Here is a 17,478-nt window from a genome sequence, read left to right as displayed (position 1 = left end):
TATGAGTAAAGACAAATACACGCAGCCCGAGTTTTCTCTTTCACTTCTTCACCCTCGTAACTGGGGCGTATGGCTTGGTTTTGGTCTGTTGGCCATCCTCGTCAATATTCTTCCTTATCGGCTGCTGCTTTCATTAGGTCGTTCACTCGGTAAACTTGGCATGCGCTACGGTAAAAAGCGTGTCCACGTTGCTCAGCGTAACTTAGAATTGGCCTTTCCAGACAAAACACCTGAAGAGATTCAACATATTGTTGAAGAGAACTTCAAAAATACCGGTATGGCACTGATAGAAACCGGAATCACTTGGTTCTGGCCGACTTGGCGCTTTAAAAACCTGATCGTCGAGAAAGATCTCGGCGCACTGCGTGAAAAAGCCAAAGAAGGTAAAGGCGTCCTACTTTGTTGTGTCCACGCTCTTAATCTAGAGATCACTGCGCGTGCTTTCGCCGTGTTAGGCGTGGCCGGGTACGGCGCGTTTCGTCCGCATAATAATCCTGCTTATAACTTTATCCAGTATTGGGGACGGACACATAACGGCAATAAACTGATTGATCGTAAAGATGTAAAAAAGATGATTCGTGTATTACGCAGTGGTGAGCGTCTGTTCTATTTACCGGATCACGATTACGGTCGCAAAAAATCAGTATTTGTGCCCTTCTTTGCCGTAGACGATGCGTGTACAACAACAGGCACGAGCATTCTGGCGTATACCTCAAAATGTGCGATCATCCCAGGCTCAGGGTTTCGCAATGACGAAGGAAAATACGACATCATCGCCGATAAGTGCATTGAAGCCGACTATCCACAAAAAGACGAAGTCGCCGCTGCCGCTTATATGAACAAGTATGTGGAAGAAGTCATTCTACGCGCTCCAGAGCAATGGATGTGGCTCCATAAACGCTATAAAACCATGCAAGATGAGCATGTCGAGAAAGGCATTCGCTATAAGTAAGTGGTCAAGGCGATGAATCCAAAAACAAAAAAGGGCAGATGAATATCCATCTGCCCTTTTTACTTTTTCAGAAAAAGTAACCAATTAAATGCCGTATTCTGCGCGGTATGCTTTGACTGCTTCTAGATGCTCTTTGTCTGTGCCTTTCTCTTCAAGGAAAGTCACAAGGTCAGTCAAGCTAACGATCGAGATGATTGCACAACCAAAGTCACGCTCCACTTCTTGAATCGCAGACAACTCACCTTTGCCTTTTTCTTGGCGGTCAATCGCAACCAACACACCAGCAAGGTCTGCGCCATTTGCTTGAATGATTTCCATCGATTCACGAATCGCAGTACCTGCTGTGATTACGTCATCTACTAGCATGATACGACCTTCAAGCGCAGAGCCTACAAGGTTACCGCCTTCGCCGTGATCTTTCGCTTCTTTACGGTTGAAGCAGTAAGGCGTGTCGACGTCATGATGATCCGCCAGCGCGACTGCTGTTGTCGTCGCGATTGGAATCCCTTTGTACGCAGGGCCAAACAGCACATCAAACTCAATGCCTGAATCAGCGAGCGCGGCTGCGTAAAAACGACCAAGACGCGCTAGGTCACGACCAGTATTGAAAAGACCAGCGTTAAAGAAGTACGGGCTTTTACGGCCAGATTTCAAAGTAAACTCACCAAACTTAAGAACTTCTTTCTCAAGTGCAAACTCAATAAATTCACGCTGGTATGCTTTCATTATTTTCTCTCTATGTCCTTGGTTTCTTGTGTCTCTTCTCGACAATCATTCATTTCTCTATTGTCGAGATAAAAAAATAGCCCCCATAATGGGAGCTATCTAAATCAATTGGCTAACGCCGCCTTCTGCGCTGCGACAATTTCTGTAATGCCGACTTTCGCCGACTCGAGCAATGCCATCAGCTGTTCGTGACTGAACGGTTCACCTTCTGCGGTGCCCTGAATTTCAATCATCTTGCCTTCTTCGGTCATTACTACGTTCATGTCTGTGTCTGCCGCTGAATCTTCAACGTATTCAAGATCACACAATACTTCGTCGCCTAGTAAGCCGACAGAAACTGCCGCTACGTGGCCTTTCATTGGATTCGCTTTTAGCTTGCCGCTATCCACTAGGTGTTGGAATGCATCGGCCATTGCAACACTTGCGCCGCTGATAGATGCAGTGCGAGTGCCGCCGTCTGCTTGGATAACGTCACAGTCAACGGTGATCATGAACTCACCCATGGCTTTTAGATCGACCACAGCGCGTAGGCTTCGCGCGATAAGACGCTGAATTTCCATCGTACGGCCGCCTTGTTTGCCACTTGCCGCTTCACGACGAGTACGAGAATGTGTTGCTCGAGGTAGCATGCCGTATTCAGCTGTAACCCAGCCTTTACCTTGACCTTTTAGCCAACGTGGCACAGATTCTTCGACGGTCGCATTACACAACACTTTGGTGTTACCGAACTCAACTAGCACTGACCCTTCAGCGTAAGCTGTGTAGTTACGAGTAATTTTGATAGGGCGAACTTGATCCGCCTTGCGATCGTTTGGACGCATGGGCATCTACCTTAAATATGAGGAGAAGACGATTTGGTTGGGCGAAGATTATAACGGAATCGATTCCGGATTCATAGGTTACGCCGCTGGCACAACATAAACAATCCATACATCCCGCGCACCTATCGACGCAGCATGATACACTCTTGAAGTAATTTTCAAAAAATGAAGACAGGAAAATTCGATGATTTACAGTATGACAGCGTATGCACGCAAAGAAGTAAAAGGCGATTGGGGCTCTGCGGTATGGGAAATCCGCAGCGTGAACCAGCGTTATTTAGAAACATACTTCCGCATGCCAGAACAATTTCGCGGGTTAGAGCCCGTTTTACGTGAGCGCTTTCGTAAGCGCTTAGCACGAGGCAAAGTAGAATGTAATCTGCGTTTTGAAGCAAACCCTGCCGCAAAAGGTGAGCTTAGCATCAATGAAGCGCTTGCTAGCCAGGTAATTAAAGCCGCTGAACAAGTCATGCACATGACTGGTGAACTGAGCCGAATCAATCCATTTCAAGTCATGCAATGGCCGGGGGTAATGGAAACGCCAGAGCAAGACATGGATGCGGTAAATAAAGTGCTACTAGAAGCGTTTGATGGCGCAATGGATGAATTTATTGAAGCGCGCGCTCGTGAAGGCGAGAACATGAAGGCGCTGATTGAGCAACGCCTAGAAGCGATCACATCAGAAGTTGTGAAAGTGCGCGCACGCATGCCAGAAATACTAGAGTGGCAACGTGAACGACTATTCTCGAAGTTCGAAGACGCTAAAGTGGAACTGGATCCATCTCGTATCGAGCAAGAGCTTATCCTTCTGGCACAGAAATCAGACGTAGCAGAAGAGCTAGACCGTCTTGATTCTCACGTAAAAGAAACCACGAACATTCTGAAAAAAGGTGGCGCAGTGGGTCGTCGTCTGGACTTCATGATGCAAGAGTTCAACCGTGAATCGAACACGCTAGCGTCAAAATCCATCAGCACCGACATCACCGCATCGGGCGTTGAACTGAAAGTTCTAATTGAACAGATGCGTGAGCAGATCCAGAATATAGAATAGTGTTTTTACCTGTTTCATAGCGTCCCAAACATCAATATAAGCCACTGATTATAGTGGCTTTTTAATATCCATTGTTCCTATTTGTTTCACTGTGTTTCCTCTAGTATCATGCGAACTGATGACACAGATGATGACACAAACACCTGTGTCATCATTTTCCAATGATAAAGACAGCAAAGAAATTAGAACATGAACAATAAACAACTTGATGCCCTAATAAGAAAAGGCGAAGACACCATGCTTGGCCTTGGTGATGGGCTCTATTTCCGTATCGCAAGGAAAAAGCCGTCTTGGGTTGTAAAATATATAATCGCTGGCAAAAGGGCTCAGATCGCCTTACCTCAAATCTACCCTTCTCTGTCTATCAGCGAAGCAAAACGACAAGCCCTAGATATTCGTCAAAAAACAAAACTCGGTATCGATCCTAAATCCGAAAGGAAGAAAGGTGAGTTTAAAGCGATTCACAATGTAGATGCTCTCTATGAGGACTGGTATCAAGCTTTCGCTGTTAAGCAACTAAAGCACCCGCATATCCCTGAACGATACTATAGAAAAGAGGTCAAGCAGCATATCGGGGTTATGACTATCAGCGATGTAACGCCACAACACATCCGATTAATCATTGAGCGTATTGTCGAGTCAGGCAGAAATAGCATTGCGAACAAAGTATTACTGTTTTTAAAACAGTTGTTTAATCATGCTATTAAACTGAACCTTACAACCTTTAATCCAGCACAAGCCTTTTCTCCTAAAGATGCTGGTGGCACAGAAGTAAGCAGAAATCGCTGCCTAAGAGTCGATGAAATCAACTATGCCTTTAGGGTTATGCGCAGCCAGAGCCCTTCATTTACAAGGGACAACTATCTTGCTTGTTGCCTGTTACTCTGTTTTGGTTGTCGCAAAGGGGAATTAATTAGCGCCAAATGGGAAGACATCGATTTATTAGGGAGAATCTGGCATTGCATTCCAAATAAACAACGGAGGAATGCTCCGGTGCAAAAAGTATCTATCCCTATCCCAGATGTTGCTGTGTCATGGCTTGAAGAACTTAAATACCGAGCCGGCGGTTCCGAGTACGTGTTTCCTGCACGAAAGAAGAGCAAGCGAGGATATATCTCTGATGACACTCTTAACCATGCCCTTCAAACGCTGATGGGAATAGACCCTAGTAGTAAGAAAACAGCTTATTCGAACCTGATGCCTGATATAGAGCCCTTTACTGTTCATGACTTACGCAGAACATGCAGAAGCTTACTTTCTCAGCTTGGAGTCAGTGAGCAAGTGGCTGAACGCTGTCTAAACCACAAGATACAAGGCGTTGTAGGGATTTATGACCGATACCATTATTTAGATGAGCGTAGAGAAGCTTTAAATAAACTTGCCAACTTTCTTGAGCCATTTTTAAAACCCACGCCACCAGCTACAACCAATGGCGTGATAAAAAACGTTGGTGACGACTTTTTAGATAGTTCGCAAAAGCCAACAATTGAACAGATTGCATAGGCTAAACACACAAATTTTATTGGTGATCAAGATCACAAATTAAAAGCTCAACGTTGAGCAATTTACAAGGGGAAGCGTTAGGATGCCCCCCATTGGAACATACGGAAACTTTCTGTAACATCCAACAAATCAGTTTCCCCACCAAACTGAAACGCTACTGTAAGCACGAGGTAACCCCCCATGATTACAAGTAGCAACCTAACCGCAGGGTTTGACCGCATTATTAGAGAAGAGGAAAGAAAAGCTCTGACCTCAATCTCGCGGACACAAGCGTGGCGTTTAGAAAAACGTGGACTTTTTCCAAAGCGAGTAAAGCTTTGCGGTTCACACTCTGTAGGTTGGCGACTATCAGAGATTATGAATTGGATTGAAAGCAGAGGTGCAGATCATGAGTAATTATGATTTTGCTGCAACGGTTTCAGCTAATTCAATCAGAATTGTATCTAAACGAGAGCTAGCCGAAAGATTAGCAGTCAGTGAACGTACAATTCATCGAATGGTAGAGCGTCAGGAGATAAAACCACCACTAAGAACCCCAAAAGGGTATATCCGTGGATGGTTCGAGCAAGACATAAGTATGCTATTTTCCTAGACATCGTCAACTTACATAAAGGGCTTTCGAGCCCTTTTTCTTTTATTGAACGTGTCCTCATATGTCCTAAATTGACACTATTTGGTACTAGTTCTTTTCAAAAAACCGCTAACAAGCCCAATTCACGCCTAACATTTTAGTATGACGAAGGTGGGTTATTAATATAATTATATAGTGTTCATGTCTGATAAAGATCTAGTTATACATCCGTACTATAAGCATGTCGCCTACTACAACTACAAAGGCATGCAACAGCCTGTATTCTATTATCCTGAAGGGATTGATATTAAAGCTCTTCATCAAGCCTACAACCAATTGGATAATCTCTTTACTTATCACTCTCGGATAACCATCGTTTTAATCCAATTCCACCAAACGACTCAACTCCCCCACAACAAACATCTATCGAAGTTTATAGCGAGACTCAAGACGCTCTGTATCAAGCACTATAAAATTAGAGGTGATCGATTTGGCTACGCATGGGCGCGGGAAGAAGGGAAAGACGGTACAAATCAGCACTATCATATTGCCATTATGATTGATGGACACGTATGCCAAAAATCTTACCAAATAACCCAGCTAGCTAAACAGGCATGCAAGGATATTAGCCCTTTTTATTACATATATGCCCCTAAGCGAAATCTGTTTAAAGTTAAACGGACAGGGAGTGGCCGTATACTCAGAGCCGCCCGTATGAGAGCAAGCTATGCATACAAATACGCCTCTAAGGAGAAGGTTCCTGTTGGAGTGCGTCGATTCGGTTGCAGCTCGATAAAGCCAAAATCATCACTCTCTCATTTGTAAGCACAAGCAGCACACAATGCGATCTTTTTGTGATCTTTATGACGGAAAATATTGGTCAATAAATCAACTTCAGGCTTAGACACTGATGTCATTCCCTTATAGATTCGGATATTTGCATAAACAGTGTAATGCGCACATCACGACATCAACCAATTGAGAAGTGCCAAAACCAAATCACAAAACCGCGCTCCCTTCTCCACTTTGTGTCACTTTTCAATCAGGATTTCAGTTTTTATAACGAAGTGATAGATATGAACATCTTTGATTTCGGCTGGTGGCTGCGTACTAGCGATATGACAATGCCAGCCCCAGAGCGATAAGCTAATAATATCGCCATGATTAATCAAATTGCGGCAACCTTGGAAAAACAAGGGGGTTGCCTTTCCATTTTCGAGCAAAAATTAAACAACTTTGTGACCATTTTTATTTTACTTGCACCATAAAACAAGCCTGTTTAAGTGGCATTCAATAGCATTGTTATTCGCACCAATCTGATACCACGTGCCACCAGCGACAGTGGAAACGAATGAATAGTGTAACCGGATAATAGTGTTTGATCTAAGTGAATAAAGTTTGTCAAAAGCTAATATAGTTTGATCATTTTTGATGTTTACAGTTGTTATGTCTGACTCGTTTTTGCCCCATTCCGTGCTGAAACCTATTGTTTACGTCAAGCCTAATATGCATCATTTGACTTAGTTTTCATTATGATTCTATAGTGCTGATTGTCGAATACTTGTTTAAGAAAAGGTCAACCTATGAGAGTACCGATAAAAGTAACCGAGCAAGGCGAGCACTACTTCGAGATCTCTGACGATTATCTAAAGGATCTCAATTGGTAGCAAGGTGACGAAATCATATGGACCGAAAATAAGGATGGTAGTTTTTCACTTATAAAGTCGAGCGATACCCCGCAGTAAACATCATTCTAGACAACGTGGGGTAATAATACATAGCTGCCGCCCAAATCGATTCAGATCAAATGTTTAGTTGATATATTCTAGCCAACCATGACTTCCCGCAAGAATCATTTATGATTGGGGCAGGGTCTAGGGCACACATTTGTCCAAGGCGATATCCTCCCTAAACGTACCGGCATAGTCGAGAAAGGAATTCGATGGCTCTTAAACCTAAACACACATTCAATAGTGCCCCAATTAAGGCTCAACGCATCTTCACCGACCGAGAGCTTCCGAGGGAGACATTCAGAAAGGCAATCCATAACTTTGACTCCACTGAGCATAGCGTCATTAATTTTTATGGTTTTGGCGGTATTGGCAAATCTCGATTGCTTAAAGAGCTCTCGAAAAGTGAATCTCTAACCAGTGACTGGTGCCATGTACGTATCGACATGGAAGACCCCGCTTATCAAGATTGCGCTTTTTGCCTCCGCTCATTGCGCCAAACCTTAGCCCAACAGTTTAAGCCCAAGCCGAGCTTTCGCTCCTTTGATTTTGCCTACCTGATCTATCTGCAAAAGGTAAACCCCGATATCACCATCAACGACCCTAGCCTAGAATATCTGCAAACCTCTGATCTGATGACGGACATCGCTCAAGCCATGGTCGAGACGCTAGAGGCACTACCAGTTGCTAGCGTAGTGACTAAGCTAGCCGTATTGGGCAAAAAAAGCGTGAACGTCCTAGAGCGCTGGTGGAGTTCGGCGGGCAGCCGTATCTTCACAGAGCTACCAAATCTAACTCCACAGCAAATCGCAGAGCGCCTGCCTATGATGCTGGCTGAAGACTTGAATGCTGCGTTAGATAAGGATGATGCACAAAAGCTGTGTGTCTTTATCGACTCATACGAGGCAATGTGGGACAACGCTTATCGTGAGGGGCACTTTTTTTCAGTCGATGAGTGGGTGCGTGAGTGGATTACCCATCATCCCAACGTGCTGTTTGTGATTGCTGGTCGAGACAAGCTGAGATGGTCAGAGTACCAGTCCGATTGGGCAGAGGTGTTGGATTCGCACATCCTCGAGTCACTCTCTGAAAACGATGCGCGCTATTTTTTGGAAAGCTGTGATATCCAAGATTCTGAAATCGTTGATGTTATCGTCGAGAACAGCAAGGGGGTTCCCTTTTACCTTGATGTCTCTGTTGATACCTATCAAAAAATTAAGTTCACTATATTACGAACCCCAACGCCGGATGATTTTCAGGGCAAGACTCAGAGAGAGATCTTAGATAGATTTATCCGCTACCTAGACCGAGCGGAGAGTGCAACCCTGAAAGTGCTGGCAAACTGTCGGCACTTCGATAGCCAACTTTTTCAATATATGATCCGGCAATACAATACCGGATACCCAGCTACCGAACTGGATAGGTTGACTCAGCACTCGTTTATCCAGACCTTGCCCGGACAGGCATTTTCGATCAATCCATTGATGAAGCGAGCCTTGCTCGACCATCAGTCTGATGAATCAAAAAACACCGCACTGACGTGCCTATTTTACTATTATGCCGACCAGATCAACGGCATCAATGGTGAGGCTCAGCTAGGCTACAAAAACTTCATCGAAGCCCAGCACTACCTTGAAAGTGCGCAGATCTCGGAGAAAGACCGAGAGGACTTCCTGCACCTGAGCGGTAAGCTGTACCAACAGCAGTGTCGTATGGATGAGGCGCTATCCGTGTTTGAAGACCTTGCCGCTATCGGCAGCTCTCCAGAGGCAATTGGGGAGGCGAAGGTGCAGATTGCTATGACGCTAAGGCAACATGGCCAGACGTCAAAAGCCCTTACCATCATCGATCCCCTCATTGAAGAGGCGCACCGTTCTCACCTTGAAATGATCCGCTGCCGCGCCATGACGCAACGTGGGCTTTGCTACCTTTCGTTAGGGTTAGAAACTCAAGACAGCGAGTATTTCCAAAAGAGCTATCAAGATTATCAAGAAGCACTGGTAATCGCCAAAGCGTTGGATAATACCGCTGAAACCATCTACATCAATCTATCAATGAGTACAGCGATGGAGTACCTAGGCCAGATCGATGAGTCGATTGAATTGCTACGCCAAACCAAGGCAATCGCAGCGCAAAATGATCTGCACCACTCCTACACCGATTGTCTAAATGGCCTTGCCCGTAAGCACTTGCTTAAGTGTGAGTATCAACAAGCCATTGAGCGAGCGGAGGAGGGGTTAGCATTGTGGCAGCGCAGTGGGTTCTACCGCGGCCAATTGGTAATGTATTGCCATATCTTAAATGCCCATGCGCAGCAACGTAGCGATATGAAGCACATCGAGAAAACACTCGCAAAGGCCGAGGAGGTATCTCTCCTCGTTACCGAGCAGGTGATCTGTGATATGTACGAGCAAGCTCGAAGCCATTGGGTAGATTCATTAGTTGCATCAGAGCTAACCCCCAGCTCTGATTAGAATGCCCATAAATTAGGTTTATAGAGTCAGAAGATAATACAGTTTGCAACGTTTCCTCTATCAGAGCGTTTGTCAGGGGTTATTTAACTGGCTATGGCAAACACACCTCTGCCCCAATATGTGTTTTGACTTCCATATTGAACTCGTAACTACCATTTCTTTTGGCCTACATTTCCTAATGACAACTGCTCACAGGTCAGTAGCTATTCAGTTAATAAAAGGGCTACACAGGCGACTAACGTAACATTGAAGGTATCAGTGACACCACCATTCTATTTCCAAAGATTTATTAGCAGGTAGCAAAAGTGTCTCAGTAAAACTTTCGGTTTAAATGCCATTCACTTTTTTAGAGCGGCAAGTCCACCTTAAAATACAAAACGCCCGATGAAGTACATCGAGCGTTTTAGTTAAAAAGTGTCAACCCATATCAAGACGGGCCAAAATGCAACTAAATTTGTGTGGGTGTGCTCATAGGTAGCTATGCTGCTGATAGTTCAGGATCGTTTTTAATGAATTCTCTAAACATCTTGGCCTTCTTAAGTAATCTTCTATAACCAAAGAAGTACAATAATATCGAAGCAGGTAACATAATAAACCCAATTAAAACAAATAAGAGCGGAATACTCAGAACACCAAGCAGAATTGATAACCATTTTAGAAATTTTGACTGTTTCTCTATTTTAACTGCAAAATAATTTAGAGACTCTGCATCATCAGCACCTAGCTGAGTTTTTGCTACCTTTTTAATAGTTTTATATTCAACTATATCCATGTGTAACTTCCTTTAAATTGGTTAAACATTACGGTGGTTAAAGGTATGCACCCATATCATTTACTAAAGGTTTCACTGCGTTATCGACAACTTTATGTAGGTCTTTTTGTGACATATTGCCTATACCGCTGGTGCCCATTTCCCAGTTGATTAGATCATTTTGTGAATACAGTTCTTCGCCGTTTTTTGAACGTATCATTTTTAATGTTAGATTCATTGGAATACGTGCTGCACCGTGAACAATCAGATCTTTAGCCATTACAAATTGATTGCTAACAGATGTGACATTTCCATGTGCTTCTTCAAGCTGTAAATCTATTAAAGCGTGAACACCTAAATGACGACCCACCTTTGCGATCGCTTCATTATATTCTTCGGGATCAGCTGCAAAAATATCTAAGTCTGGGGCGACTTTGTTCAAAGCGTTCTCAAAAGTATTGCGGTCGATAACTTTAAACTTTTTGATGCTTTCAACGTTCTTTTGGGTATATTTCGCCATGAGTTTATATATGGCTATGTTGTCTTCAGGATAGTTACCGGAATCATTAAGTTTATCGACGTAGTATACAATACCAACTGACTGCACTCGCTTGAAAACATCTGACTTTACAGGGTCAGCTTCCGTTAATGGCGTAACTCTTGTCATTGCGAACTGACCAGAACTGGCTTGCATTCCAATTAATGCTCCGCAACCTGTTAAGGACATGGTAGATGCTAAAAGAGTTGCAATTAAAAGTTTCTTAGTCATGTATGAAAATATCCTTTTGTAATATAAATTTCAGACGACAAAATTTTCTAGTTCATATCTAGGTTAAATCTGAGTCATGCTAAGGTTAAGTTTGGGTCATGTTGAGGTTAAATCTCACATTTGAGATGTTTCGAAACATACGCTATTTCAAATGGAAAATACATATTTTTCTAATAAAAAATAGATATTTAGTGATAAAAGTCAGACAAATAACTTAACTAGTTAATGCTATTGCCATTGCGCTAACCTTTCTGGCTCAAGCAGATAAAACACTATCCGATTGCGTCAGCAGTGCTGCGCTTTGGTCGTAAACCGTAGCTGTTAGGTCGGCAAGACTTTCCCAGAGCTATTGATACAGGTTTATCTGTTCCGCATGTCGCGTAATGTAAGGGTAAATGCCCGCTATGGTGCGGAGAATTCAATGATAACTAAAGAGCATGGGAATAAGAGACAGCGATTACTTCAAACTGAAGATAAAAGAGGTATGTTCAATTTTCATCCTTCTGTCTCTGCTCATGTAAGCGGAGAAGAGCCCTTTAAGTAATGCTAAAAGTGGTTATTGCGGCGGGTAATTTTCTTGTATTGAGTTGGTATTCGTTCGTATGAATAAGTAAAACGAAAAACTGTAGGCATATCGTTATGAACATGACTAAATGATTGATATATTAATAGTTAAATTCAAGGAATTGGTAGGGAAATCATGCGTACGCTCAATGCTCAAGAAATTGGATATCTAGGCAACTACATCTTAGCAAAGGGAATAGCCAGTAAAGATAACAGCGAGAAGCACATCCTGGTGCCAGAAAAAGAAGATAGTGAGCTGCCACTGTTCATGTATCAACAAAAGGCAAAACAAAGGATCAAAGAGCTTCAAGGTACCGACCTTTCACCATACGTATATAATTTGGTTAATTGCAAAGACCAATCAGAGGTTACCATTGCTGGTAACTTATTAGAGTTCGTGGTGATTTCAGAAAGTGCCGTTATTTTCGGTCAATTTAATGAATACTCTTGGGAAAAAGTCACACATGACATCCGTCGATTAATGACCGATGGTGTTCACAAAGGCATTTGTTATCCTAAAGAGAGAGTAAGCGAAGAAGTCGCTGATCGAATCTTGGCTCCTACACAGCCTTACATTATTGATGCACTCCTCAAAGAGTTTGAATTACCAGCTACCGAAAAAGATGCAATCGTCATAGAAATACACGATCCAACCATGCGAAAGCATCCTCTTTATATCGATATTATCCATGCAATTTACTCAATATTAAGTGACAAAATTGATGTAGAAAAAAACAACTCGGAACCTCGCCAGTTTGTCGAGCATCGGTTTGATAATTTTGATTACACATCGATTGATCAGTTTACGCTTGAATAATATTGAGCGTGTTTAAAGGACTAGATTTTCAAAAATTCTAATTATAAATAGGGTACGAACGAAGTTGTCTAATAATACTAACACTCAACCTAACGAGCGCTTACAAGTGCTTAGTTGTTATGGTGCCATTTTTGGCTCTATGATACTTATTAAAATTCACTTTGCTTTAACAATATTGGCTTATATAGGCATCTATTGTTGGGCGAATAGATGCATGACACTTTCTAAAGACAAAGTATATAAAGCACACTTCCAAGAGATAGATACCTACTTAGGAGGGGGAGCCATCGTTGTTCCAGCTCTAGGCTTGATAATTTTTCTCTTCAACTTATGGGAGTCTACCCTTAGCACTATCATTCAATTCGGTGTAGGTTTCTTCCTCTTCGTTATTATAGGAACGGTCTACATAAATTTAGCTATTCGCACCTTCAAAGCCTATCATTCTACCGCTCCAGACAAAAAGGTACTTTTCGATGGCAAGTACGATGAAAATCTCGGCTACATCGACCGAAAGAAAAAGTACAAATGGTTAAAGGTGATTATTGCAATTGATGTGATCTACTTGCTGTGCGAAATTGGATTGAATACCTCTATAGCAGGTGTTTCATCAGGCCTAGTGTTAAACCAAGATACGATAGATAAGGTTGAGTTTTATGGTCGAACCTTAAGCGGTATCGGTTTAGGTTTGTTTATTGCTTCTTTTGCTATTCCCGTTAAGTTGAGCCAGTCGCAGAAGTGGGTGAGGCTTTTCGTTATTTTAACGATATCCGTACCTGTGATGCACAAGCTGCAAGATATTTTGGTGGGAGGTATTGTTAGTGCTAATCAAGATAAAGCTAACCTTGCTAACTTGGTTGTGGATGTTCGTGATTATGGGATTAATTTTCCTCAGCATTTCAATTTGCTTAAAAAGGCCACGCCAGAAGGTGAGACTGCACCATCATACAGCGACACGCTGACGATCCTTTCTTACTTTCCTTTTACTAGAATCTCCGCGACTGAAGCTTATGAGGAATCGTTACGTACACCTGCCAATCTAGGATGGGTAGACCCCATTCTCAAACGTCGCTTAGAACATTCTCAAAAAGATCTATACCAAGCAGTAAACCAGTACATAAAGCTTGTTCAGTTCAACGTTGAAGTGCATAACACTATGGTAAAGCATAAGCTTCCGTTTAACCTCGCTTTAGAGGCCCACTTGATGTATCAAGCCGTCAGGCAGGCAGAACGGACCTTTATGGATGGCCCCTATAAGCGCATGCAATCAGAGATAGAGTCGGTCGCTAAAAAACGATATCGCGGCAGCAGAGTCAGGAAGCAGAACCTGCGGAATATTTATAGTTATTATAAAACCGGTAAGCAAAAAGGTAAGCTCAATACCAAAGGTATGTATAACCTGGATTATTTACGCAGCCAAATGGCTATGAATCTTAACTGGATTTTTAACCCGAATCGAAAAGACATCAATTATTTCGACAATATACGCCTATTTGAACTATGCGATAGCAACAAACTATGCCCTGGAGACGATGATTGGGATTACACATTAGCCCTAAAGCATATTGAGAAAAAATACATTGAGATAAAAGCTACTAGAGCTATGTATCCTAGTGAAATGCCATATGTTCAACAAGAAACAGGGTTCCCGTACGGATTAAGCGACTCGAAAGATTTAAGCCGTTACGATACATTCTTCAACGAAACACAAAACGCAATCATTGAGGGATTAGGCTTTAGACCTTTAGTTCGCCCATACGAACTGAGGAGCGAATACGAATATGGTGACCGCCAAATGGAGGTCAAAGATGTAATCAAAGCCTACTCTAAAGCTTATAACCGATATTCAGATGTCACTAAGTATTGGACAAGCCAGGAAATGAAGGGCCGGGATACAGCACTGAACAATACACAACTGGTGTTTAGAAGTCGCCTAGATGGTAAGTCACTACCGTTTAACAAGTCTATATTCCGTTCGCAGGTGAGTAGTAAAGCCGTAATGGGTATAAAGGAAGTGAGAGACAATCTTCGACACATTATGGGCGATTTCTATTTTGATATCGACTCAACATCGCTGAGAGAAAGTGAATTTGAAAATATATTGAACGAAAAAATAGAATATTTAGTGGTTCAAAAACAAGTTCTGTACGCTTGGAACGTATCCTCGGATAATAAGGAAAAGAGTGACCTTTACCTTAAAACCGTCTTTGTTCCACCAATTGCTCTAGGTTTTTCACTCTTTTTTATTTTTGTTACTCTTATCCGTGTGATTGGGTACCCACTTGAGCTTAAAGCCATTAAAAGAAACGAAGCCAAACATTTGATGAAGTCGTCTGCAGTGAAATCTGTACTGGCGCTTAGCTTCGTCCTGCTGTTTACCGTCATAGGCATAAGCAAGCCTTATTCAGGTCAACTTACACAAAGTTCAGAGTATTTTTCCACGACTACCGGACGATTAGTGGGGCTCTGCTTTTTGGGTGCACAAAGTTTTGTATTGGCAAGTACATCTCATTTGTTTGAGCAACAGATAGTTGAGATGATCGATCACCCAGAAGGAAAGATTTGGTAACCCCACTGAGGAAGCAGGTACAAGTACAATTCATGCGTTTGAGAGGAAATTGTATTTTGGTTACTTAAAACATAATCGTGTTGCCTGTTTCCTCCTCTTGTAATTGTTGATTTGGCGGTTTGCGATACCAGACTTAAACCGTCAAATGCTAATTTCAAAGTTGCTATTGGTATAATTTTGAACATAAGCATAGCGGAATTAAGTATGTGACACCGAGCGAACGATAAAATGGTGATGATATAGAGATCCTCAAACGTCGGGAGCAGGTGTATCACAACGCAGCTTTAAAACACCCAGAAAGATGGTCGAAAAGGGCTAGGAACTGGAATCACATTGGTGAGGTTTTCTTAAACCCAGAAAGTAAAGCCCCCTAGTACGTTACGAGAATGTAAAAATGGCGACAGCTTGCTTGAAAAACTGCGGAAATAGGTGTTCGGAATGCTCCGAAATACGCACTATACCGCTCGCTTTTGCAAGTTCATCAGTGGATTGTGCCGCCACATGAGCATACATGCAGTGTCTCAGCATTTGGGTATTCGCTGGGAAACGGTCAAAAACATTGATAGAGAATACTTGCGTTCAAGCTTGCCAGCTTTAGAGCCTTAGAAACTAATGATCTGCACCAGCGAGACTGGACACTTCACGAAGCTACTTTCTGATACTAAAAGTTATCCGCACCTTCCTAATTTAAGTGATTACCCTAAGAAGCTATTGTCCAAAGCTGTGCTGACGGGGCATGTAACACGAAATTGCCCCAAAGCTACTTAGAGTAGATACTCTTCAATAAACGAACGTGCTCAGATTGACCTGCGTTTCCTAATGTAAGATGCTGATAAAACTGACTCCAACTCGTCAGTGTGTGAGTCTCATTATTCATACAGTAGTGACACTTGAAGACTCCGATGCTAATTCATAAATCTAGTTCGAGTCATGCTTGGATTGAGAGCAATCGATAGTTTAAGTAATAGCTCGCAATCAAAAGAGTAAACGTAAAAGTGCAAGGCAAAATAGATATGAATAACAAGCTAATAGAATATGACCCATCAGTCCCAACTGACGAACGTTCAGAGAATCAATGACTTTATCCTTGTTCTTCATGTTATAGGCATTTACTCCAGAGATGACGCTCATTCTCCAATAATATTACCTATCACTAAGTTTCGAAATCTTGCCTGCTCTTTAGAGTTAGCTCTTGGGTGAGCAATTCGATAGCAATCCATGTTGTTACTGGTAAATCGCCAATATCTTTTACGTTAAAGTTCTTTTGTTTCGTAGCCACCAAAGTGTGTATCCATAACTAGTTTAATTGTGTCGTCATTTTTCCGATTGCAACCAACAGCAAACACTATAATGTCAGACTTACAAAACTTGATGGCTTCAGCTAGAAGGTATCCGCCCCATGAACCCACGGGGCGATTAGCTAGTGTTTGAAGTTCCATGGCAGAAGCGCATCGATATCAGGCTCAGCTTTTCGATGTTCAGCAGAGGCACCTTTTAAGCGCGACTCTATTCCATAGAGTTTTTGGATTTTCGCCAATTCTTTATCCGCTTTGCCCGACTTTTGCAACATGAGTGGCTTGATACTTTGTGGTCTTTTCAACGACTTCGGCTTTAACACAGCCAATCGTGTTCGGCTTTTCGATGTGCTTTAATTGTTGGCGCTTAGCGTAAAAAGTGGAAAGGCTCAGGTCGTTGCGTTCACAGAATAATCGTTGTGATAGCTGGCTGGATTCATATTGTTCGAACAGAGTTCGCCACTCTTGGTTAGTGCGTCGTTTAGCCATTTCAAATCTCCTTTGGGTGGAGGTTTGATCTTATTATTCGTGCTAGACGATTAGAATGCGTGGTTTATGATGCGCTTACGTGCAGTTGGAGTCGGTTTCATTGTAGATTGCTATGACTTGGGTATACCAACGAGCCAAAGTGTTCTAGCTCTTGGGTCGGCTTTTTGCTTTGCTGTTGCAACATTAGGGCGACTTGGGTGGAGTGAGCAAACATGGAAAAGAGAAACCTTTGCTGAGCGGTTAGATGATTGGGTATTTTACATTATGTATTGGATAGGTATGTATTTGGCAACTGTCTCAATAATCTAGAAAGTCCGCCATATAACAAGAGACTATGGCGTCAATAGTTAATTTTTGAGGCTATCTGTATCCCACATAACACCATCTCTTAGCATTGAA

At 42.5% G+C, this 17,478-nt stretch carries 12 protein-coding genes and 2 pseudogenes; 9 read left to right on the top strand and 5 right to left on the bottom strand.

Annotated elements, in window-relative coordinates:
- Position 1: 1 nt before the first annotated feature.
- Positions 2 to 952 (top strand): Kdo(2)-lipid IV(A) acyltransferase, encoded by a 951-nt coding sequence (locus tag R7041_RS06610; RefSeq protein ID WP_033905948.1) that lies wholly within the window; start codon positions 2 to 4, stop codon positions 950 to 952.
- A gap of 84 nt (positions 953 to 1,036) precedes the next feature.
- Here R7041_RS06610 and pyrE read toward each other — a convergent pair whose 3' ends face one another.
- Complete coding sequence (gene pyrE, locus R7041_RS06605; RefSeq protein WP_026000307.1) at positions 1,037 to 1,678, bottom strand: orotate phosphoribosyltransferase; 642 nt, start codon at positions 1,676 to 1,678, stop codon at positions 1,037 to 1,039.
- A 104-nt stretch (positions 1,679 to 1,782) separates the two neighbouring features.
- Positions 1,783 to 2,499 (bottom strand): ribonuclease PH, encoded by a 717-nt coding sequence (gene rph, locus R7041_RS06600; protein WP_031780917.1) that lies wholly within the window; start codon positions 2,497 to 2,499, stop codon positions 1,783 to 1,785.
- Positions 2,500 to 2,683: 184 nt separating this feature from the next.
- Here rph and R7041_RS06595 point away from each other — a divergent pair, with 184 nt between their 5' ends.
- The 5 genes from R7041_RS06595 (at position 2,684) to R7041_RS06575 (ending at position 9,828) form a co-directional block, all read left to right on the top strand.
- The gene (locus tag R7041_RS06595) at positions 2,684 to 3,550 is read left to right on the top strand and encodes a YicC/YloC family endoribonuclease (protein ID WP_005379378.1); all 867 of its coding nucleotides are present in this window, start codon (positions 2,684 to 2,686) and stop codon (positions 3,548 to 3,550) included.
- A gap of 189 nt (positions 3,551 to 3,739) precedes the next feature.
- The gene (locus tag R7041_RS06590) at positions 3,740 to 5,053 is read left to right on the top strand and encodes a tyrosine-type recombinase/integrase (protein ID WP_104968971.1); all 1,314 of its coding nucleotides are present in this window, start codon (positions 3,740 to 3,742) and stop codon (positions 5,051 to 5,053) included.
- 180 nt (positions 5,054 to 5,233) lie between these two features.
- Positions 5,234 to 5,449: a helix-turn-helix transcriptional regulator gene (locus R7041_RS06585; protein ID WP_104968970.1), complete on the top strand. Its 216-nt coding sequence runs from the start codon at positions 5,234 to 5,236 to the stop codon at positions 5,447 to 5,449.
- Between the two features lie 376 nt (positions 5,450 to 5,825).
- Positions 5,826 to 6,449, top strand: coding sequence for an inovirus Gp2 family protein (locus R7041_RS06580; protein WP_258512551.1), 624 nt, complete (start codon positions 5,826 to 5,828; stop codon positions 6,447 to 6,449).
- A gap of 1,117 nt (positions 6,450 to 7,566) precedes the next feature.
- Positions 7,567 to 9,828: a tetratricopeptide repeat protein gene (locus R7041_RS06575; protein ID WP_258512553.1), complete on the top strand. Its 2,262-nt coding sequence runs from the start codon at positions 7,567 to 7,569 to the stop codon at positions 9,826 to 9,828.
- 478 nt (positions 9,829 to 10,306) lie between these two features.
- On the opposite strand, the gene R7041_RS06570 is transcribed toward R7041_RS06575, so the two are convergent.
- The gene (locus R7041_RS06570; RefSeq protein ID WP_258512555.1) at positions 10,307 to 10,600 is read right to left on the bottom strand and encodes a hypothetical protein; all 294 of its coding nucleotides are present in this window, start codon (positions 10,598 to 10,600) and stop codon (positions 10,307 to 10,309) included.
- 37 nt (positions 10,601 to 10,637) lie between these two features.
- Complete coding sequence (locus R7041_RS06565; RefSeq protein WP_224914239.1) at positions 10,638 to 11,348, bottom strand: hypothetical protein; 711 nt, start codon at positions 11,346 to 11,348, stop codon at positions 10,638 to 10,640.
- A 700-nt stretch (positions 11,349 to 12,048) separates the two neighbouring features.
- Here R7041_RS06565 and R7041_RS06560 point away from each other — a divergent pair.
- The 3 genes and pseudogenes from R7041_RS06560 to R7041_RS06550 form a co-directional block, all read left to right on the top strand.
- Positions 12,049 to 12,729 carry a hypothetical protein gene (locus R7041_RS06560; RefSeq protein ID WP_258512559.1) on the top strand — a complete coding sequence of 227 codons (681 nt, stop codon included), beginning with the start codon at positions 12,049 to 12,051 and terminating at the stop codon, positions 12,727 to 12,729.
- Positions 12,730 to 12,943: 214 nt separating this feature from the next.
- The gene (locus tag R7041_RS06555) at positions 12,944 to 15,295 is read left to right on the top strand and encodes a hypothetical protein (protein ID WP_258512560.1); all 2,352 of its coding nucleotides are present in this window, start codon (positions 12,944 to 12,946) and stop codon (positions 15,293 to 15,295) included.
- A 456-nt stretch (positions 15,296 to 15,751) separates the two neighbouring features.
- Positions 15,752 to 15,898, top strand: a pseudogene (locus R7041_RS06550) (transposase family protein); the annotation flags it as partial.
- 971 nt (positions 15,899 to 16,869) lie between these two features.
- Here the strand turns inward: R7041_RS06550 and tnpA are convergent.
- Positions 16,870 to 17,079, bottom strand: a pseudogene (gene tnpA / locus R7041_RS06545) (IS66 family insertion sequence element accessory protein TnpA); the annotation flags it as partial.
- Between the last annotated feature and the right edge of the window lie 399 nt (positions 17,080 to 17,478).

Source organism: Vibrio sp. 1751 (genome assembly GCF_033339895.1).
In the GTDB taxonomy this organism is placed as follows: domain Bacteria; phylum Pseudomonadota; class Gammaproteobacteria; order Enterobacterales; family Vibrionaceae; genus Vibrio; species Vibrio alginolyticus.
Note: the sequence above shows the minus strand (reverse complement) of the source record. Positions and strands in the feature narration are given on the sequence as shown.